This is a genomic window from Candidatus Kapaibacterium sp. (assembly GCA_025059875.1).
Lineage (GTDB): Bacteria > Bacteroidota > Ignavibacteria > Kapaibacteriales > HRBIN21 > HRBIN21.
The window spans coordinates 14,543-33,918 of the sequence record JANXCT010000004.1; the positions used below are offsets into that span (position 1 = coordinate 14,543).

Annotated in this window: 17 protein-coding genes; 9 read left to right on the forward strand and 8 right to left on the reverse strand. The window is 60.2% G+C overall.

Annotated features, from left to right (window positions below; genetic code table 11):
• Nucleotides 1-58: 58 nt before the first annotated feature.
• Genes mrdA through NZ960_05775 form a run of 5 tightly spaced genes read right to left on the reverse strand, consistent with a single transcriptional unit; the run spans nt 59 to nt 8,255 of the window.
• Complete coding sequence (mrdA, locus tag NZ960_05755; GenBank protein MCS7177105.1) at nt 59-1,873, reverse strand: penicillin-binding protein 2; 1,815 nt, start codon at nt 1,871-1,873, stop codon at nt 59-61.
• Nucleotides 1,863-3,269, reverse strand: coding sequence for an O-antigen ligase family protein (locus NZ960_05760; GenBank protein ID MCS7177106.1), 1,407 nt, complete (start codon nt 3,267-3,269; stop codon nt 1,863-1,865). The genes mrdA and NZ960_05760 overlap by 11 nt, the downstream gene beginning before the upstream one ends.
• Nucleotides 3,229-4,458, reverse strand: coding sequence for a hypothetical protein (locus NZ960_05765; protein MCS7177107.1), 1,230 nt, complete (start codon nt 4,456-4,458; stop codon nt 3,229-3,231). Before NZ960_05765 ends, NZ960_05760 begins: the two co-directional genes overlap by 41 nt.
• 3 nt (nt 4,459-4,461) lie before the next feature.
• Nucleotides 4,462-6,414, reverse strand: coding sequence for a 1-deoxy-D-xylulose-5-phosphate synthase (dxs, locus tag NZ960_05770; protein ID MCS7177108.1), 1,953 nt, complete (start codon nt 6,412-6,414; stop codon nt 4,462-4,464).
• Entirely contained in the window at nt 6,411-8,255 is a 1,845-nt protein-coding gene (locus tag NZ960_05775) for an OmpA family protein (protein ID MCS7177109.1), read from the reverse strand. Before NZ960_05775 ends, dxs begins: the two co-directional genes overlap by 4 nt.
• 132 nt (nt 8,256-8,387) lie before the next feature.
• Between NZ960_05775 and NZ960_05780 the strand changes: the two genes are divergently transcribed.
• Nucleotides 8,388-9,428, forward strand: a complete 1,041-nt coding sequence (locus NZ960_05780) for a Gfo/Idh/MocA family oxidoreductase (protein MCS7177110.1) — start codon at nt 8,388-8,390, stop codon at nt 9,426-9,428.
• A 204-nt stretch (nt 9,429-9,632) separates the two neighbouring features.
• On the opposite strand, the gene NZ960_05785 is transcribed toward NZ960_05780, so the two are convergent.
• The 3 genes from NZ960_05785 to NZ960_05795 form a co-directional block, all read right to left on the reverse strand.
• On the reverse strand, nt 9,633-10,205 hold the full coding sequence (locus NZ960_05785) for a hypothetical protein (protein ID MCS7177111.1): 573 nt from the start codon (nt 10,203-10,205) through the stop codon (nt 9,633-9,635).
• Nucleotides 10,202-10,666, reverse strand: coding sequence for a hypothetical protein (locus NZ960_05790; protein ID MCS7177112.1), 465 nt, complete (start codon nt 10,664-10,666; stop codon nt 10,202-10,204). Before NZ960_05790 ends, NZ960_05785 begins: the two co-directional genes overlap by 4 nt.
• A 147-nt stretch (nt 10,667-10,813) precedes the next feature.
• Entirely contained in the window at nt 10,814-11,920 is a 1,107-nt protein-coding gene (locus NZ960_05795) for a UDP-N-acetylglucosamine--N-acetylmuramyl-(pentapeptide) pyrophosphoryl-undecaprenol N-acetylglucosamine transferase (protein ID MCS7177113.1), read from the reverse strand.
• Between the two features lie 93 nt (nt 11,921-12,013).
• On the opposite strand from NZ960_05795, the gene NZ960_05800 reads away from it, so the two are divergent.
• The 8 genes from NZ960_05800 to NZ960_05835 all read left to right on the forward strand — a co-directional run bounded on the left by NZ960_05800 (nt 12,014) and on the right by NZ960_05835 (nt 19,332).
• Nucleotides 12,014-12,709 carry an SPOR domain-containing protein gene (locus NZ960_05800; protein ID MCS7177114.1) on the forward strand — a complete coding sequence of 232 codons (696 nt, stop codon included), beginning with the start codon at nt 12,014-12,016 and terminating at the stop codon, nt 12,707-12,709.
• An 85-nt stretch (nt 12,710-12,794) separates the two neighbouring features.
• On the forward strand, nt 12,795-13,151 hold the full coding sequence (gene queF / locus NZ960_05805) for a preQ(1) synthase (GenBank protein MCS7177115.1): 357 nt from the start codon (nt 12,795-12,797) through the stop codon (nt 13,149-13,151).
• The gene (locus NZ960_05810; GenBank protein ID MCS7177116.1) at nt 13,148-13,624 is read left to right on the forward strand and encodes a 6-carboxytetrahydropterin synthase; all 477 of its coding nucleotides are present in this window, start codon (nt 13,148-13,150) and stop codon (nt 13,622-13,624) included. Before queF ends, NZ960_05810 begins: the two co-directional genes overlap by 4 nt.
• A complete protein-coding gene (gene gltX / locus NZ960_05815) occupies nt 13,621-15,102 on the forward strand; it encodes a glutamate--tRNA ligase (protein ID MCS7177117.1) in 1,482 nt (493 codons plus the stop codon). Before NZ960_05810 ends, gltX begins: the two co-directional genes overlap by 4 nt.
• Nucleotides 15,099-15,542 (forward strand): hypothetical protein, encoded by a 444-nt coding sequence (locus tag NZ960_05820; protein MCS7177118.1) that lies wholly within the window; start codon nt 15,099-15,101, stop codon nt 15,540-15,542. The genes gltX and NZ960_05820 overlap by 4 nt, the downstream gene beginning before the upstream one ends.
• Nucleotides 15,543-15,591: 49 nt before the next feature.
• Nucleotides 15,592-17,016 (forward strand): sigma-54 dependent transcriptional regulator, encoded by a 1,425-nt coding sequence (locus NZ960_05825; protein MCS7177119.1) that lies wholly within the window; start codon nt 15,592-15,594, stop codon nt 17,014-17,016.
• Nucleotides 17,009-18,466 (forward strand): cysteine--tRNA ligase, encoded by a 1,458-nt coding sequence (cysS, locus tag NZ960_05830; GenBank protein MCS7177120.1) that lies wholly within the window; start codon nt 17,009-17,011, stop codon nt 18,464-18,466. Before NZ960_05825 ends, cysS begins: the two co-directional genes overlap by 8 nt.
• A complete protein-coding gene (locus NZ960_05835) occupies nt 18,463-19,332 on the forward strand; it encodes a DUF2520 domain-containing protein (GenBank protein MCS7177121.1) in 870 nt (289 codons plus the stop codon). The genes cysS and NZ960_05835 overlap by 4 nt, the downstream gene beginning before the upstream one ends.
• Nucleotides 19,333-19,376: the final 44 nt, after the last annotated feature.

Here is a 19,376-nt window from a genome sequence, read left to right on the forward strand (position 1 = left end):
CTCCACAACCGACCACCTTCCTAAGCCGCAAAGCTACGAAGCACTGCAGAAAGCTCTCCTACTGGAGTGCTGCCGTCACCCCGGTAACTGGACGGCTTTGCACCGAGTCTGGCTGCGCCCCGAAGAAGAAAGCCTCCAGCAGCTGCCGAGCCATTGGGGCTGCGACAGCGCCTCCGAACCCTGCGTTCTCTACCATCACGCAGAAGGCAATCCGAGGATGCTGCCGGGGTGCAAATCCGATGAACCAGGCATGATCATTCCCATGGGGATTCTGGGCCGTGCCAGTCTTGCCGCACACCACAACTCCAGGAAGACGTGCTGCAAGGGCTGTCCCCCCTACTGCATTGACGGCCTCCTCCATGCCCTGCCGGACGAGCTCTAGAGCCTCTGGGCACAGCGGAAGAGGGCGCTCGGCGTACGCCAAAGGCTGGAGCTGTCGAGTGTACTTGTTGTAGACCGCCCGAACGAGATGGGGCTGGCGCACGACGCCCGTGGCAAGCGCCGCAGCATATACAGCCATCTGCAGGGGAGTGACACTAAGCTCCCCTTGCCCAATCCCAAGGTTCACCAACTTCCCCCCTTCGCTCCAGCCACGCCGACCATAACGACGGTCGTAGAACTCGCGCGACGGCAGAATCCCCCTGTACTCGCCAGGGATATCAATCCCCGTCGGACGCCCAAACCCAAACAGCGCCGCAACCTGATGCAGCCGCTCCAGCCCCACCCGCAGTCCGAGCTGGTAGAAGAAGACGTTACACGAAACCCTCAGAGCTTCCACGAGTGTCAGTGCGCCATGGGCATGGTGGCACCGATAGAGCCGACCACCGTAGAAGAAGCCACCAGAGCACACAATCCGTGTCTGCTCAGTAATGAGGCTGTCCTGGAGTGCGGCCAGACCGACGAGTGGTTTCCACGTAGAGCCTGGAGGATACTGCGACTGGATAGCACGGTTGAAGAGGGGACGCTCAGGGTTTGCCAAGAGCTCAGCGTAGTAGGTCCCTGCATGCCGACGGTTGAGGGGCTCGGGATCATAGTCTGGCGCACTTGCCATCGCTAGCACTTCTCCCGTCTGAGGATCAAGAGCCACTATGGCTCCACGGCGCCCCTCCAGCAGCCGCTCTGCAACTGCCTGCAGACGTGTGTCTACGCTCAACGTAACATCGAACCCCTCGCGCGCAGGGACATCGTACCGCTGTTCGCGAAAGGCCGAGACCGGCTGCCCCAGGGCGTTGACGACGACGAAGCGGTATCCCTTCTCCCCTCGCAGGAATGGCTCAAAGCTGGCCTCTATCCCCGTATACCCGATTGGGTCCCCAGGCCGATAGTAATCCCCCATCCGCTCCAAGTGTTGGGGAGAGACTTGGCGGACGTAGCCCAAAACATGTGCCAGGCGCGCTGGCCCGCGGTACGTACGCCTAGTCTCCACTTCAACGCTAACCCCGGGCAAGTTGGTGAGGTGCTCCTCTACTGCAGCGACGACATCAAAATCCGCGTCCTGAACGAGCCGCAGCGGAGCAAACCGAGTAGCCAGATGCCGCCGCGCTGAGTCAAGCTGTAGACGGAGCTGGAGGCTGTCTGCCCCTATCAAACTGGCCAAGAGCGGGGTTCGCTCCAGTGGGAACTCCCCTGGGATGACTACTACGGAGAAGGCTGGCACGTTCTCCACCAGAGGTACTCCCGAACGGTCGTAGATGATACCCCGCGGAGGATGGACAATGACCTTCCTAATAGCCTGTGCTTCTGCCCGTTCACGGTACTCCTGGCCGCGGAAGAGCTGTAGCTGCGCCAGTCGCAGCACGAAGATTCCCGCCACCGCCAACAACAGGCCACGAACAACGTTCAGCCGTACGAGGCTTGAACGCTCAGGTTGCATCCGCAAGAGGCTGCCGAAGGTTCAACAACGCCAGCGTCCACAGGAGGACCATCGTCGTTGCACGCATGTCCAGCGGATTCTCCATCATCATAAGCGAGAGCATCGCGCTCAGCATTCCAGCAACCCCAAGCAAAGTGACCATGCGGGCAACCGAATCCGGAGCCAACCTCCGGAGTTGCCGAATGCCATACCACAGATGTCCTACCAACGCTGCAATCAGCAGCAGTGCCATTGGCACGCCGTACCGGTAGGCCGTCGCTACGTAACCGTTGTGGATGTACTCGTAGTGGATGTGGCGGAAGACTGCCGGCTCGTAGTACGGGAAGGCCTTGCCGATGCCTTGCCCACCCAGCGGGAAACGGACTACCTCCTCCAGAGCTCTGCCGAGCTGCTCTAGTCTGCCACGTATAGCCAAATCGCGCTGCCCCTGACCGATCGAGAGGAAGCGTTGTTCAGCTAGGCGCAGAAGTACCGAAGAGAGTGCGGGGAATGCTACTGCAACCACCGCTATGCTGATCCCTATGAGCGCACCCCCAGCGATCACTGCCCGCAGCCGCTGACGCCACGACAACCACAACCATGCAGCCAGAAGGCCAATCGCTACTGACATCCAGGCCGTCCGGGAGAACGTCACCACGACTGCAGCCCCCATGACGATGGCACACACCAGGAGCAAGACGCGCCAGAGGAGGGACCGCAGGAAGGCTGCTCCAACGATGCACCCGAGGATGGCGAAAGCCAGGAAGTGCTCGGCTTGTGTCCGAGCGTACTTCCCGCGGAGCTGGTATGCGTACTCTGCCAGCATAGCCCCTGCGCGGTACCGCTGGAGCGAGAAGAGGGCAACGACTAGGCCAGCAATTAACAGGGCTGCCAGCAGAACCAGCAACTGGCGCGGCGTCCGAATGTAGTAACGCACAGGGAAGTAGTAGAGCAGGAGCCACATCGGCAGCCACCGCCGCAGCCACTCCTCTATCGGCACATCGTTGAGGAGCGCAATCGGCAAATTCAAGGTGGAGAGCCCCAAGAAGAGCAGCAGCAGCTTGTCGCCCCAGTGCTCCACGAGCTGCCGACGCTGGATGAGGACGTGCCAGCCAATCCACCCGACCACCCCAGCAAGCAGCCAGAGCACCAGCACTACTTCCTCCGGCTGGACTGTTGGACCCTGCAACAGGGTCAACGGTGCCAGGGAGAGAGCAACCACAAAGAGCCACAGGAGCGGTCTATGGAAGAGCAGCACCGTCAGTCCAAGCCCTGCTACTGCGAAGGCAGCCACTAACTCTTCACGAAGCGCTACAGCAAGTCCAGCTAACCCCGCTGGCACTGAGAGGAGTGCTACAACGAACCCCAGCGGGAGTTCATCTCCTATCGGCCGTTCCCGACGCCCCGTCCCCTGCATAGGAAGCCTGCCGACGCCACTCCTGCCACCGTTGCCACAGGAGGAGGGCCAATAACGACAGCACAAGCGAGCCCACAGCTGCTCCAACCGCGATGAGGGCTCGCTTGGGATACGCCTTCAACTGCGGCGGAACGGCCGGATCCACTACGTAGAGTACCGGCCGTGAGCGCTGCTCGTCTATGCGCACCTGCTCCAAGGTTGGCAAGAGTAGGCTGCGAACACGTTGGTATGCTTCCAGCTCAGCGTAGAGCCGCAGGAACCGCAGACCAACCGTAGCAGCGTTGCGTAAAGGGAAGTCCCCGATGAGCCCTGGCCGTAGCTCTGCCTGACGGAGCTGCTGCTGCACTTCTCTGACGAGTTGTTCTTGGGCCAGCACAGCGGGATCGCCCGGTCCGTAGGCATACCGCAGCCCCTCCAGGAGAATCGTCTGGTACATCGCCTGTGCTTTGAGTTCCGCCAGGGCCTTCGCCGCTGCTTGCGCCTGGTCAAGTGGAGAGAAGACAAGTGTCTGTCGCGAAAACAAGCGGAGCGAATCGGCAATAAGGGTGGCTGCGCTATCCAAGCGAGCAAGGCGCTGCTCCAAGTATTGCCGAAGCTGGCCACTCTCTTGCTGCCCAACATCGGCTGCTATGGCGTTGGCAATCTCAAAGGCGGCATTGGCCATCGCTGCCGCTGTCTTTGGGTCTGTGTGACGCGCCGTAACGGTATAGTTGCCGTTGAGCTCGTAGGTCACCTCCAGGTCCCTCTCCAGCTTCCGGTACAGCCGATGGATCGCCGTATCTGGCAGCCCGTAAAGCTCCCAGAGTCGGAAACGGTGGATAAGCGAATCCTTCAAGCGACGACTCTCCAGGATGGCCAGGAAGTTATAGCCCTGCTGCCCCAATGTCCCGAGGCGTAGTGCGCCAATATCCCGCAACACACCCGCAGCAGCTCCCAGCATCCCTTCCAATCCCATGATGTTCCGGGAGGAGGGAACGGCGCTGGCCGTTGCTTCATACCAATTCGGCACCAAGAAGCTCACACCAACGGCAACTCCCGTGGTGAGCCCAACGCTCGCCAGCAGCACCTTCCAGTGGCGAAGCACTAAAGCGAAGAACGTCGCTCCTGGCGACAGGGTCACAGCCGCTGCCGTGCGATTCGGCACTGGCTGGTTCGACAGTTCCTCTCGTTCCAGTTGCGGTGTTGCCATTCCTTAGCGCTGGAAGGCAAAGAAGCGGCGTGTCCACCGCCGTTTCGGACTGTGACGCTTCAAGGCTTCACAGACGACCTGGGCAATCCCCTGTGCATCCAAACGGAGCTCTCGGTACTGCTCCTCTGGGGTTGCATGCTCCACGAAGCAGTCCGGAATCCCGTGGAGCATCACATCCACACGGCGGTTGTACCGCTGCCCGACATACTCCAGGACGGCGGAACCAAACCCACCCAGGACTTGCCCATCCTCGACGGTAACGAGGAGCGAGTGCCGCTCACAGAGCTCGTCTAGCAAGTCTGTGTCCAAGGGCTTAGCAAAACGAGCATTGACTACTTCCGCTTGGATCCCCTGCTCCTTTAGGAGCTCTGCTGCTCGAAGTGCCTCCATGACAGGCTTACCGATAGCTACGATTGCCACATCCTCCCCCTGCCGTAGGACCTCCGCCTTCCCCAGCGGAAGAGGGACCATTGGCCCGAGTGGTACCCCCACTCCGTGCCCGCGAGGATAACGCAGCGCTACTGGCCCGTCCGTATAGCAGTAGAGCGCGGAGTAGAGCATATTGCGGAGCTCCTGCTCGTCCTTCGGGGCCATGACGACCATGCCCGGGATGATCCGCAAGTACGCCAAGTCCAGCATCCCGTGGTGTGTAGGGCCGTCCTGCCCAACTACGCCAGCGCGGTCTAATGCAAAGACGACGTGGAGGCGCTGAATGGCGACGTCGTGGACAATCTGGTCGAAGGCCCGTTGCAGAAAGGTGGAGTAGATCGCGCACACAGGGAGCATTCCTTCTGTTGCCAACCCTGCCGCAAACGTGACGGCATGGGCCTCAGCGATCCCAACATCGAACACGCGGTCTGGGAAACGCTCCTGGAGGATGCTGAGCCCCGTCCCATCAGGCATTGCAGCAGTGATCCCGACAATGCGCCGATCCCGCTCACAGAGCTCTACCATTGCCTGCCCAAACACGGTCTGGTAGAGCGGTGGCTTGGGCTTGTCCGATGGAGCAGAGAAAGGCTTGCCGGTGATCTTGTCTATCTTGCCGATAGCGTGCAAGTTCTGCCTGTCCTGCTCTGCTGGTGCATACCCTTTGCCTTTTTGGGTGATGACGTGCAGGAGGACCGGGCCGCGCATCTCTCGCAGGGAGCGGAGCAAGCGAACCAAGAGGTGAACGTTGTGGCCATTGACTGGCCCAAAGTACTTGAAGCCCAGCGCCTCAAAGAGCATGCCTGGCGTAATGATGGCCTTTACCCCGCTCTCCACCCGGGACAGCAACCGGCGGAGGCGGTCTCCAACCTCATCCATCCGCTCCGTAAGTTCTCGCGCTGCCTTGCGGGCTTTCAGACCGAGCGGCGAGGCGAAGATTTGGGTGAAGTAGTTGGAAAGCGCCCACATGTTGGGGGCTATGGACATGCGGTTGTCGTTGAGGATGACGATGAGGTCGCGCTGCTGGAGTCCGCAGTTGTTCATTGCCTCGTAGGCCAGGCCTCCCGTCATCGCACCATCGCCGATGATGGCGACGACCTTGAAGTCGCGACCCATCATGTCGCGAGCAGTGGCAATGCCAAGCGCGGCGGAGATGCTAGTGCTGGCATGCCCCGCTCCGAAGACGTCGTAGGGACTTTCACTGCGCTTGAGGAATCCCGAAATCCCGCCGCGTTGCCGAATCGTCCACAACTCGTCACGGCGCCCTGTGAGGATCTTGTGAGGGTACCCCTGGTGGCCTGTGTCCCAGACGAGCTTATCCTTCGGGGTGTTGAAGACGTAGTGGAGCGCGACTGTTAGCTCCACCACCCCCAGTCCGGCCCCGAAATGCCCCCCAACTTGCGTGATGACGTCAATCAAGTAGCGGCGCACTTCCGCGCAGACATCTCGAAGGGCGCTCTCGGGTAGCTTCCGAAGGTCCTCCGGCGAGTTGATGAGGGGAAGGTAACGGTATCCAGTCCAGTCGGTCATGGAGTTGTGCCGCCGGGGGTCTCAACCGTGATCTGGACGGTCCGGCAGAGCTGGCGTCCAATTGGGTCGTTGTTGTCGAAGAGGAGCAGACTCTCCCCGTAGCCCGCAACCTCATACTGCGCTCCTGGTACACGTGCAGACAGGAAATCGCGTACACGCTGGGCCCGGCGGAGGGATAGTTCCTGGTTGTACTGCTCCTCTCCAATGCGGTCTGTATACCCCACAATTCGCACCCGGGAAGTGGCTTGGATAGAGGGCAGCACCAACTGTTCTAGCACCTGCTGGTTCTCGGGCGTCAGGGCATCGCTGTCGAAGTCGAACAGGACCAAGCTAAAGCGTACCACTGTGCGATCAGGGAGTCGCTCTGCTCGCTTCCGAAGGGTGGAGACGTAGTCCACCGGGATGGAGCCTACTGTCTCGGCTGTCCTCCCTCGAGCGTCAGTAACACGAAAGACGTACTCCAGCGGTAGCTCTCCGGCCCGAAGCTTTGCAGCCGGAACGTGCCACACGAGCGGAGAGCTCGGCTGCCCTTGACCACGGATACTGTCGATTGTCTGTCCCGCCTGGCTGAGCACCAGCTCCCACGACGCAATGGGGGTAGCCGCAGAGAGCTGAAGGTCCCAGGACACAACTTCAGGACGGACGTAGCGCTGATTTTCCGCCGTTAGCGCAACAGGCGCTAGCACCTCTGGCACATTCGAGCTGACCTCAACCCGACGGTTCTCCGCGTCGGCATCTCGACGGTCCTCAGGAACAGTAGAGCGAGTAGCCGAAGGCTTCTGCGGGTATCGCCGTCCTTGAACAGCAATTCGATCAGGAGCAATTCCCCACGTCGTTACCAAGTACTGCCTGATGGCCTCGGCACGGTTACGGGGCAGCTCAGCGTCCCAAGCCTCCTGGCGCCCATCAGTTGTCCCCGTGAGTGTCAAACGTGCCGTTGGATACTCCGTGAGCCGCTTGCCGAGGACGTCCAGTATGGAGCGGTTAACCTCAAGCGCGTCCATCGGCAGTTGGGCTACGGAAAACTCTGCCTTAGATGCCGTCAACCGATATCCCGCGTTGGCTAGCGATGCCTGGCCCTGAGGGAAGAAGATGTACGGCAACAGTGGGAAGTATTCCGTCAGCCGCACCTCTTCGATCGTCAGGCGTCGAACCTGCGACGTAAGGGCGACTGTTGGAGCCAAAGGCTCAGGGGTTGGAGATCTCGGCTCTGTAGGGGCAATCCCAAAATGGAGACCGACGGTGAGCCGTAGCTGCGTCACTTTCCATGGACTCCATGCATCTGCACTGGAGACATCCGTCAACGGTACCCGAAGCCCAACTTCTGGGGCCAATGTCACCGAACGGCTCAAGGGTAGCGCCCACCCAATCCCGGCCCCGAGAGCAAACCGAAGGGCTTGGTCGGGGATATCTTGCCACGTCGTCTGCCCTTGTCGCTGGTAAGAAGCCCCTGCACCAATTCCGAGCTCAACCCCTGCAGGGATGTAGAATCGCCCTAACCAGATCAAGGCGTGCGGAAAGAGCTCTACAGCGCCGATTCGAGTCCCCAGCGCAGTGTCGGTTGTGGACTTCAGCTCCGCACCCAATGCCTCATAGCCGACGCGCACTCCCAACCCCACTGCAGAACTCAGAGGGAAGGTCACCGAGCCTCCAATTCCCCATCCTACCCCTGTTGCACTCCGATTGTAGACCCCACCGCCCACCTGAAGGTCTGGCGCATGGAAGTTCGCCCCTACAGCCCCCCAGAGTCCGAGAGAGGTCCACTGCCGCAGAGCCGGCTGCTGCGCCGCCGCGACGGTGATTGCTGCTCCAACAGAGACGATCAGCACAGGTTTCCGCATCACCTACACCTGCATGAGAAGCCAACATAGCACAAAATTACGGAGCCGGGCCTGGCCGGCCTGGGCTTAGGACCATTTGAGCAAAGTTGCGGAGTTTTGCAGCGTCCTCCCAGCACACGTCATTGTAGCCTGATGGAAGGCTTTGGCGTCGCCGTCGTCGGAGTAGGACACATCGCCCAAACCGTGCATCTCCCTCTCTTGACTCGCCTTCCGGGAGTTCGAGTTGTAGCCGTCTACGACCGGGTTCTCTCGAAAGCACGGTTTGTCGCTGAGCGCTTCGGCATCCCTTACGTTGCCAGTCGTTTAGACGAACTCTGGCAGTTGGACGGAGTTGACATCGTGGACATCTGCACGACCACTGATGCACACCCTGAGATCGCTTGTGCAGCCCTAGAACACGGTAAGCACGCCTTCGTTGAAAAGCCCCTTGCCCGCACACTTGCTGAAGCGCAAATGGTATCCCAGATAGCAGCCCGCAGCCGAGGCCAACTCATGGTAGGGATGAACCATCGCTTCCGCCCAGATGTGATGTTGCTGCGGTCCTACGTCGGGCGCGGCGAGCTAGGCAGGATTTACTACATCAAAGCCGGATGGCTCCAGCCTCGGCAGAAGGAGCGGCGCTGGCTCACCCGCACGGACATCTCCGGCGGAGGCGTGCTCATAGACCTGGGCATCGTGCTGATAGACCTAGTGCTGTGGATGTATGACTTCGCCCCCGTACGTTCTGTCCACGCAGCCCTCTTCCGCCAGCAGACGCGTGTAGTCGAGGACCTCGCAGTGGCGACCCTCTACTTCGCGAGTGGCAGTATCGCCACCATAGAGTGCTCTTGGTCCTTGATGCGGCCAGAGAACCTGTACTACTGTAACCTGTTCGGCACAAGGGGTAGCGGCTACATCAATCCATTCCGTGTCGTCCGGCAGACCGAGGGCGGGGAGTTCCTGACCATCCATGCCGAAGGGCAGGCCTGTCTACCCTCGGCTCAGCAGTATACCCAGTCGTACGCTGCTGAGTGGCAGTACTTCCTCAACATGCTCCGCGGGCATGTTCCACCACTCTCTACAGCCCAAGAAGCCGTCCACCGAATGCGGGTCCTGGAAGCACTCTATCGCTCCGGTGAGGAGCAACGCGAGGTCCTTCTCAGCGCCGAAGCCTCCGCTGAGCCAACCTCATAGCAGCAAATCGTGGGGGTAGCTCCGCGCAGGTAGGTACACAGTCTACCCACCAGGCTCGCAGGGCGCGTGCCACAAATCCGTAGGAAGCCCCCGGGCACTGTATGCCAGCATCATTAGGTGCTGCCCTACTACCGCCGCCTACGTCGCTATTGGCAGGCTCCCTCGGCCCACACCAACGGCAACACACAGGGAGGACACAGTATCCTACCGCGTCCGCAGCGAAAACAGTAGCACTAAGATGACCCCACCAGCCGCAAGGGCAAGGGCTGGCTCCAAAAGGTCGCGCCAGAACGAACGGTGCTCGGGTACACGGGCAGTAGCGAAGGGATAGGCAGGCTGCTCAACAGCTGCGACGACGGCAATAGAGAGCGTGTCCGCGTGCACGGCCCGCCACGTAGGGAGTGCAACAAGCTGCCGATTGGATAAGCGGAGTGTCGGCACGACCCCCAAACGCACCGTCCTCCGGACATGTCCCTCGGAGAGCCGCTCGTAGATAACCCCAATGTCCGTGATCACCACCTTGAGACGAGTCACTGTATCAGCAGCCTCCAGGATCACTACACCACAGCGTGCAAGACCGGCTGCAAAGGCGTGCTCCAACAGCCACTGAGCAGGGTGGGGCTCCACTTCGAAGGCAACATACTTCCCCCCAGGCAAGTACTGACAGACAGCCTGGGCGCAGGAATCAGCCAGCTTCTGCAACTGCTCTACGTTGGTTGGGGGGAGGAGCTGTGCCGCTGCTACGAAGGTAGCGCCCACAAACCCGAGCAACTTCATACCGTACCCCGCAGCATACGGCCCAGCCGAACGAACTCTTGCAGCAACTCCTGCGAGCGCTCGTAAGCAGCAGGACGCAGCAGGATCACTTTCCGGGGCTGACGCAGCCAGATCCGCACCAATCGTCCCCAGCCGCGCTGCCGCCGCGGCAGAACGATTCGCTCTACCTCTCCTAACCGCACGACCTGCTCCCGGAAACGGGTGCTCAAGCGGATGTAGTCCTCTCCCACCCCAATCCAGGGCCTCCGATACCACGCCCATACGAGCACCACCCCAGTCCATACCACGAAGAGCAACAGCAGCAGGACGACGGGGTCGAAAAGGGCTACTGTAAAGTGCCCGTTTGCTATCCCACCTCGGACGAAGCCATAGCCGAGTAGCGCCAAGAGGTACAATGCCAGCGCCCGCCAGTAGATATCCAGGCGGTAGCGGTAAACCCTCTCAGCCGACTGCGAGCTCATGGAGAACCCAGCACAGCAGCATCATACAACCGTGGATGCCGCCTAGGCCAGCTGCTAACTCCACCAAAGTCTTGCTGACACAGGCACAAAATTAGTCCCGGCTGTCCGAACCTCGTCTGCCCAACGCGGAAGGCATCTGGCTGTACTTCACTGTGGCTTCGCCCCCAAAGCCTTCCCATGGCTGCTGTGGAGCTCCCACAGCACTGCGGCTATTCGCTCGGCAGCATCGGGCCGCGCCAACCGACGTGCCCTTGCTGCCATCTGCTGGCGTGCGGCAGCGTTGCTGAGGAGCTGCTGAACAATTGCAGGGACTTCTTGCTCCGCTCGCATATCCGCCACACACATGGCTGCACCATTCCGTTCCATCCAGCGGGCATTCGCCTCCTGGTGTTGCTCTGCTGCCCCCGGATAGGGCACCAGCACGGCCGCACGGCCAATGCTACAGAGCTCAGCAACTGTCATTCCTCCTGCACGCGCAACGATACAATCAGCAGCGGCCATCACCACAGCAGGCTCCGAGAAAAACGGCCGCGCAACGACACCGGCCGGCAACTCCCCCGGAACTGTCCACCGTTCCCCGTACTGCCATATTAGCTGGAACTGTCCGCTCTCGACGGCCGGTAGCAGTCGCTGCGCAACAGCATTGAGACGGGCTGCCCCCAGACTCCCCCCGAGTACTGCTATGACTGGCCGTTCTGGCTCCAGCCCCAGACGGCGGCGCGCTTCCTCCGCTGACGGAGGATTCCTGAACTCCTGTCGAACTGGCACCCCATAGAGCCGAATCCGTGAATGCACCGACTTTGGCAGCCACTGCGCCGTCTCCTCATAAGCCGTCACGATAACCCGCGCTCCACGCGCTAGCAGTCGAATTGCCCTCCCCGGCAGGACGTTCACCTCCACCAGAACCAAGGGAATGCGACGCAGCCCTGCAACGACACCAGCAGGCAGCCCAATGTAGGCCCCTGTCGCCAGTACAACATCAGGGCGTAGCTGTCGTACGAGCTGGGCCAGCAACCGTAGGCTCTTGGTCATCCCCGCCACAAAGCGAAGCGCATGATCCTTGCTGAACGGGGCAACAGGGAGTGCGACAAATTTCCAGCTCAACATCGGCGCAAACCGGCCTTCAATCCGGTCCTGCCGGCCAGCGAAGTAGACCTCTACCGGTCCGATTCGCTCGGCCGCCTGGACGACCGCCACTGCGGGAAAGAAGTGTCCGCCCGTCCCTCCTGCAGCCACCAAGAGTCGCAGAGGCATCCGTTCTCTGTTGGCCTGTCTCCCCTCCACCCTTGAGGTTCGTCGTGGCGTATTTTCGCGGACGTTCCGGCTCCTATAGACGTAGCTACCCCCATGTTCTATCGCTGCCTTGGAATTGCCTGTTGCCTGGTCTGGGCTGCTGGAGCACAGCAATCTCCGACAGAATATGCCCGCCAGGCCTTGCTCCGGATTGCCTATGGGAAGCTGGACTCCGTCCGTCGAGAGCTGCCCGAATGGCTCGCCCGGTATCCCAACAATCCCGCCATTCTCTTCCTCCATGCTGCAACGCTCTCCGACGCTCATCAGGCCGTTACCCTCTATGAGCGCATCGTCCGCGAGTTTCCAACGAGCGAATGGAGCGATGATGCTCTCTGTCGCCTGGTCCAGTACCATGCGCTCCGCCGCGACACCGCGCAGGCATGGCAGCTCTTCGAGCGGCTGCGAAAAGAGTATCCCACATCAGACTTCCTCCCGTATGCCTGGGAGACGCTGCGAGCAACCGTAGGACCTCCCCCTACCTCTGGCATTCCCTTTACACCGACCCCACAGCCGACGCGGTACACCCTCCAAGTCGCGGTTTTCCGCACGCAGGAATTGGCCGAACAAGAAGTTGCCCGCTTGCGCCGCCTCCGCCTCCGAGCGACGATTACGGAGAGACCTCGCCAAGGACAATTGCACTACGTTGTCACTGTTGGAGACTACCCCACGCGCGAAGCTGCCGAGAAAGCCCGGAGTAGCGTTGCCGCACTGTGCCGGTGCCAACCGATAGTTGTTGGTAAATCTCCCTGAGGCCTGTGCTCCTTTGTACCCCCGCGTGATGGGGTAGCTCGAATAATTTTGTGCAGTCCTTGCGCGCAACAACAGAACGTGGCCAATGGCGGTATCAATCGAGACCTTTCCTAACCCGAAACCGGGACGGCGATATGTCATCACGCACATCAATCCGGAGTTCACCTCTGTCTGTCCTCGGACTGGATTGCCCGACTTTGGGACCGTCACGGTGCGCTATGTCCCGGACCAGCTCTGTTTGGAGCTGAAGTCGCTGAAGTACTACTTCCTGCAGTACCGCAACCAGGGCATCTACTACGAGGACGTCACCAACCGCATCCTGGACGACTTGGTGGCAGCTTGCGATCCGCTGGAGATGGAGGTCATCACCGAGTGGAACACCCGCGGCGGTATGCGCTCAGTCATCCAAGCTCGGTACGAGCGCCCGAAGGAACGAGGATGAGCATCCGGATCGCGAAAGAGTTTCGCTGGGAGATGGCCCACCGGCTCCCCTTCCACACCTGCGGCTGCCAGAATGTGCATGGGCACTCCTACCGTGCTGTTGTTACCCTGGAAGGGGAACCCGACGCCCGCGGAATGGTGCTGGACTATCTGGAGCTGGCTCGTCTGGTAGAGCCAATCCTCCAACGCCTCGACCACGCCTTCCTCTGCTCCGAGGACGATGAGCCGATGGTGCGCTTCTTCCAGCAGCACCCCGAGCTTAAGGTTGTCTTCGTTCCTTTCCTGACAACGGCGGAGAATATAGCCCAGTGGCTTCTGGAGCAGCTTGCTCCTGAACTCCGAAGCTATCCGAATCTGCACCGACTCAGCGTGCGCGTGCACGAAACCGAGCGCACGTTCGCCGAAGCCAGCCTCCAGCTCCACACCGATCCCGTCCCCCACCAGGAAGGTCTCACGCTCACCACTAGTCCATGAGCGTCCGGGTCCGCTTTGCTCCTTCACCGACAGGCTTTCTCCACATCGGCGGACTGCGCACGGCATTGTACAACTTCCTCTTTGCCCGCCACCACGGCGGTTCTTTCATCCTACGAATTGAAGACACCGACCAAGAGCGCACCGTCCCTGGCGCCGTAGAGAACATCATCGAAATGCTGCGGTGGGTGGGGCTGGAGTTCGACGAAGGCCCCCACGTTGGCGGGCCCTATGGACCGTACGTGCAGTCCCAGCGGTTGGAGCTCTACCGACGACAAGTCCAGGTCCTCATTGAGCGCGGCGCTGCATACTACGCCTTCGACACCCCGGAAGAGCTCGAGCGCATGCGCGAACGGCAGCGCCGCGCTGGGGTCGCTCCGAAGTACGACCGCTTCTCGATGCGCAACGCCTTCACACTCCCACCAGATGAAGTCCAGCGCCTCCTGGCAGACGGAGCTCCTGTAGTCATCCGGCTTCTGGTGCCGCTGGATGAGGAGATTCGCTTCCACGACATTATCCGCGGAGACATTGTTGTCCACAGCCGTGACATCGACGACCAGGTCCTACTCAAATCCGACGGCTTCCCCACTTACCACCTGGCCAACGTGGTCGACGACCACTTCATGCGAATCACCCACGTCATCCGCGGCGAGGAGTGGATCCCTTCAACACCGAAGCACATCCTCCTCTACAGGGCCTTTGGATGGGAACCGCCACAGTTTGCCCACCTGCCGCTGCTCTTAAATCCCGACCGTAGCAAGCTCAGCAAGCGCCATGGCGACGTAGCAGTAGAGGATTTCCGTCAACAGGGCTACTTCCCAGAAGCCCTGCTCAACTTCGTTGCCCTCTTGGGCTGGAACCCTACGGCAGACCGGGAGATCTTCACCTTGGAAGAGCTCATCGCCAGCTTTGAGCTGAGCAAGGTCAATCGTGCCCCTGCAATCGTGGACCGTAAGAAGCTGGATTGGATGAATGCCCAGTACTTGAGGATGCTCCCTGTGGAGCGATTAGCTCTGGAGCTGCAGCCAATCCTGCGTTCGTTCAACTACCCAGAGTTCCCGCTGGAGTATGTTGTCCGTGTCGTTGCTCTCCTCCGCGAACGTGTCGACCGGCTACCTGAGATTGCAACGTTCGGGGACTACATGTTCGTTCCGCCCCAGCAGTACGACTGGGCATACTTCCGCAAGTACTGGCGCGAGGAGCTCCCTGGCTGGCTGGAGGAACTCCTGGCGCTTTTGGAGGAGCTGGAGCCCTTCACTATGGAGCAGCTTCAGCAGCAAATCCGACAGTTCGTGGAAGAGCGTGGGCAGCCACTACGAGCCATCGTGCATCCTCTTCGACTCATTCTAACGGGGAAATCCGTTGGCGCTGGCATCTTCGAGACGATGGAAGTGCTGGGGAAGGCAGAGTGTATCCACCGAATCCGCTCATTCCTCGCAGAGCGGCTCCCCGCCGTTGCTGAGCAGATGCGGACAGCATGAAGTGGTGGGCGCTGGGACTCCTCGTCTGTTGGGCAGCCTGTCGCAGTCTCCCACCCTGCGTTACTCCAGCCCTGCAGGAGGTCCGCCTCCGATGGGGCGTGCAGGACAGTTTAGGCAAGACCATCCGCGGCTATGAACTGACAGCCCATGCCGAGCTATTCCAATATGAGGCTACAGAAGACTCCCTCCTCTGGCGACGCCGTCTCGGACGCATCGATGGCTCCCTCTACTGCCGACTCTTGCTCCAAACCCACCGAGCTTTCCAAGCGGTCCCAGCCTTCTATGTACCGGCTGATTCCCAGCACTTCGTTGAGTACCGAGCCCCTACTGCTTTCATGCGCGCTGTCTGGAACCCCCGCTACCGTACGCATGGCAACGAATCCTTGTGGGTCCTCTACGACTCTCTGGAGGCCGCCCGCCGAGCTCTCCGCAGGCCATAATAAATTTGCCTACTGAGCACTATGATCACCACACGGTCACCACACATCCATGCTAGAGAAGCGCTACACGATCGTGATGATTGACGATGAGCACGAATGGCTCTCCGAAGCAGAGCGCCTGCTCAAGCAGCACGGCTACTCCTTCCGTGGCTACACCGACCCAGAGGAAGGCCTACGCTTTCTACAGCAATCTTCCGAGGACGTCCTTGCGGTTCTTTTGGACGTCATGTTTGACGGGGAGCCCAAGGGTCTGCAGCTACTGCCTAGGGTCCTGCAGCTCCGAAACGCACCGGTCATAATGCTTTCAAGCTACGAGCAGGCAGTGCTCGTGGAGAGGGCCATTAAGCAAGGGGCGGAGACGTATGTCCCCAAGAACCAACTAGAGACTCTGCCTGAGCGCCTTACCAGCTTCGCGCACCAGCGTCAGCAAGTCCTCCAAAAACCGCTGGAATACCTCCGTTCCCTTGGCGTCCTGACTCAGAGCCAGAAAATGGCAGAGATTGCCCAAAAAGTCCAGCGTGTCGCCCCGACACGGCTATCGGTTCTCCTCTTAGGAGAGACAGGAACGGGCAAGACTCTCCTAGCAAAGGCTATCCACAATGAAAGCCCGCGCAGAGATAAGCCATTCGTCGTCGTAGATGTCCCCAACGTAGCCCGCTCTCAAGAGCTTTTCCCTTCAAGACTCTTCGGAACTGTGCCGGGAGCATTTACTGGGGCTTCCCCCAAACCTACGGATGGCTTCTTCCACAAGGCTGACGGCGGTACACTCTTCCTGGATGAAATCGGAGAACTTTCGCTTGAGCAACAGTCGGACCTCCTCAAACCGATCGAGGAGAGGCGCTTCTATCGCGTTGGCTCCACGAAGCCGGAAGAGGTAAACATTCGCTTCATCGCTGCTACCAACCGTGACCTCCCTCGCCTTGTGGATGCAGGGCTCTTCCGACGTGACCTCTTCGAGCGGCTACAGCAAGAGAGCATCTACCTTCCTCCCCTGCGAGAGCGCCTAGAGGATATTCCAGTCTTGGCCCGTCACTTTGCCGACGAGTTACCGAAAGAGATCTGGGATTGTCCCCCCGTGACAACCTTCGAATTCTCCAGTGCTTCCGTAGAAGCGCTCCAATCCTACGACTGGCCGGGAAACATTCGGGAACTCAAGAACGTGGTCCAGAGATGCCTGCTCATCGCACACGAAGAGGGTACTCACAGCATCACCCCTCGCATCGTTCGGAAGGCAATAGAAGAGACCAAACAGACCCAACGACAGAATTGGAAGCCTGACGGTAGCACGACAATCACACCAGTCCAGCAAGCAAGAGAACAGGCTGAGAAGGAGGAAATAGAGAAGGCCCTGAGGAAACATCGAGGAAATGTCACAAGGGCAGCACGGGAATTACGCTGCTCACGAGAGCACCTGCACCGGAAACTCAAGCGCTACGGAATTGACCTCGACAGATTCCGCACCTCCGATGCTTAAGATTGAGCTCTTCAACACCCTCTCCCGCCAGCTCGAGCCCTTTGAGCCACTCCAACCGGGCGTAGTGCGAATGTACACGTGTGGTCCTACAGTCTACGACTACGCCCACATTGGGAACATGCGGGCTTTCCTCTGCGCCGACCTCCTCCAGCGGGTGCTGCGTGTCGTCGGAGGCTACGAAGTCCGGTGGGTGATGAACATCACCGACATCGACGACAAGACCATCCGCGGGAGCACCCCGGGCAGTCCCTCTTGGCTCCCGGAGATGGGAGAGCAGACAGACGACCCCCACGAGAACCTACGCCGATACACGAGCTTCTACGAACAGGCCTTCCTGGAGGACATCGAGCGGCTTCGTATCCGACGCAGCGACCTCTTCGCCATGCCGAGAGCCACCGATTACATCGCTCCCATGCAGGACCTAGTGCGCCGCATCGTAGAGCATGGCTTCGGATATATCGCCGGCGGGAGCGTCTACTTCGACCTCTCGGCTTGGCGGCGAGTTGCTCAATACGGGCGCCTCTTCACTGTGGACCCTGAGGCCATCAAGCCTGGTGCGCGCATTGACGTAGACCAGTACGAGCGCGATGAGGTCAGCGACTTCGTGCTCTGGAAAGGCCGCAAGCCGGGAGAGCCATACTGGGAGTTTGGACTCCACGGCCATTCCCTCCCTGGGCGCCCCGGATGGCACTTAGAGTGCTCCGTCATGGAGCACGAGCTCTTGGGACTCCCGTTTGATATCCACACCGGCGGCATAGACCTACGCTTCCCCCACCACGAGAACGAAATTGCTCAAAGCATGGCCGGTTACGGTGTGGACCCCACCCGCTTCTGGGTCCACAACGAGTTCTTGGAGGTAGAGGGCCAGAAGATGAGCAAATCGCTAGGCAACTTCTACACCCTCCGCGATCTGCTCTCTCGCGGGATCGATCCGCTGGACGTGCGCTTTGCGATGTTAGGAGCACACTACCGCTCCCCCTTCAACTTCACCTTCCCCGGCATAGAAGCCGCCCGCCGAGCTCGAGAGCGCGTCCAGGAGTACATCTACGCCTTGCACGACGAGCCAGCGGCTGCCGATGGGATGACGGTGAACACCGCCGCCGTCCGAGAGAGCGTCTTCTGCCACCTGGCCAACGACCTCCATACTCCAAAAGCCTTCGCTGAGTTCTTCAGCTTCATCAATGCCACTCCACCCAGTGCCCTCTCTGCAGAGAGTCGTCGTGAGGTCCTGCATTTCCTCTCGGAGTTCAACCTGATCGTGGACGTCTGGGATATCGCGCCTCGACCGCAGGAGGAAATCCCAGAAGAGATCCGCCGGCTGGCAGAGCTGCGATGGCAGTTGCGGCTCCAGCGCCGGTACGCCGAGTCCGATGCCATCCGAGAGCAAATCCAGCGGGCTGGCTACACGATCAAAGACCTGCGCGACGGGTACGTGATTGAGCGGCGATGAACGAATTGCCTACCTGCGGCATCGTCGGCCCTGGGCGCCTAGGAACCACGTTGGCCTTAGCATTCCACCGACTCGGATGCCTCCGGTGGCTCAAGGGACGCTCTCCCCAACATGCTGTGTGGGCTCAAGCTCAAGGGATACCATACAGAGAGGGCTGGGACGACTTGCCTCCTGTGGACCTCGTTTGGTATACCGTTCCCGACCAGGCTATCACGGCAGTCGTGGAGGAATCCATCCAAGCACTCGGCACGGAGCGTTTACAGCAGACCGCTCTCATCCACACCGCCGGCAGCTTCGGGGGAGAGGTCTTCAAAGGAGCGCCATCAGGTGTAGAATGGGGCTGCGCCCATCCCTTCCAGACCTTCCCTTGGCCGCCGCAGCCCTATCTCCTGCGCTGTGTTGGGTGGTTAGTGGAATCACCCTACCCTCGAGTGCGCCAACAGTTAACACTACTCATCCGTGTCCTGGAAGGTATCCCTGTCGTTGTTTCATGCTTCCCCGCTGAGCATCGCACTCGCTACCACATTGCCGCTGTGGCTGCCTCCAATGTGCTCACAGCGCTCTTGCATTTCGCTTTCGACATAGCCTCCTCCGCAGGCATCCCAGCCTCTGTGTTCCTCCGCCCAATTGCGGAGGCAAGCGTCCGAAACACCTTCTCCGCGATTGGCTCCTTCCCGTTGACCGGCCCCATCATACGCGCCGATTGGCCTACGCTCCAACGCCACCTGGAGTGCCTCCAAGGCAACGAACGGGCGGTCTACAGGAGCCTCCTCCTAGCCACTGCATCGGTGGCCCACTCCCGCGGGCTTCTCTCCGAGGAGCAATGGAACTACCTGCAGCAGCTACTTCCGCCAGAGTCCGTCTGAAAATCAGCACCCCACCGGCATCGGTGGGGTGCTGTGCTGAATGA

Coding starts and splice junctions, on each gene's coding strand:
- cysS (MCS7177120.1), top strand. CDS start 17,009: ATGCTTAAGATTGAGCTCTTCAACACCCTCTCCCGCCAGCTCGAGCCC.
- NZ960_05765 (MCS7177107.1), bottom strand. CDS start 4,458: ATGGCAACACCGCAACTGGAACGAGAGGAACTGTCGAACCAGCCAGTG.
- NZ960_05785 (MCS7177111.1), bottom strand. CDS start 10,205: ATGAAGTTGCTCGGGTTTGTGGGCGCTACCTTCGTAGCAGCGGCACAG.
- gltX (MCS7177117.1), top strand. CDS start 13,621: ATGAGCGTCCGGGTCCGCTTTGCTCCTTCACCGACAGGCTTTCTCCAC.
- queF (MCS7177115.1), top strand. CDS start 12,795: ATGGCGGTATCAATCGAGACCTTTCCTAACCCGAAACCGGGACGGCGA.
- NZ960_05810 (MCS7177116.1), top strand. CDS start 13,148: ATGAGCATCCGGATCGCGAAAGAGTTTCGCTGGGAGATGGCCCACCGG.
- NZ960_05835 (MCS7177121.1), top strand. CDS start 18,463: ATGAACGAATTGCCTACCTGCGGCATCGTCGGCCCTGGGCGCCTAGGA.
- NZ960_05760 (MCS7177106.1), bottom strand. CDS start 3,269: ATGCAGGGGACGGGGCGTCGGGAACGGCCGATAGGAGATGAACTCCCG.
- NZ960_05800 (MCS7177114.1), top strand. CDS start 12,014: ATGTTCTATCGCTGCCTTGGAATTGCCTGTTGCCTGGTCTGGGCTGCT.
- NZ960_05780 (MCS7177110.1), top strand. CDS start 8,388: ATGGAAGGCTTTGGCGTCGCCGTCGTCGGAGTAGGACACATCGCCCAA.
- mrdA (MCS7177105.1), bottom strand. CDS start 1,873: ATGCAACCTGAGCGTTCAAGCCTCGTACGGCTGAACGTTGTTCGTGGC.
- NZ960_05820 (MCS7177118.1), top strand. CDS start 15,099: ATGAAGTGGTGGGCGCTGGGACTCCTCGTCTGTTGGGCAGCCTGTCGC.
- NZ960_05775 (MCS7177109.1), bottom strand. CDS start 8,255: ATGCGGAAACCTGTGCTGATCGTCTCTGTTGGAGCAGCAATCACCGTC.
- NZ960_05825 (MCS7177119.1), top strand. CDS start 15,592: ATGCTAGAGAAGCGCTACACGATCGTGATGATTGACGATGAGCACGAA.
- NZ960_05790 (MCS7177112.1), bottom strand. CDS start 10,666: ATGAGCTCGCAGTCGGCTGAGAGGGTTTACCGCTACCGCCTGGATATC.
- dxs (MCS7177108.1), bottom strand. CDS start 6,414: ATGACCGACTGGACTGGATACCGTTACCTTCCCCTCATCAACTCGCCG.
- NZ960_05795 (MCS7177113.1), bottom strand. CDS start 11,920: ATGCCTCTGCGACTCTTGGTGGCTGCAGGAGGGACGGGCGGACACTTC.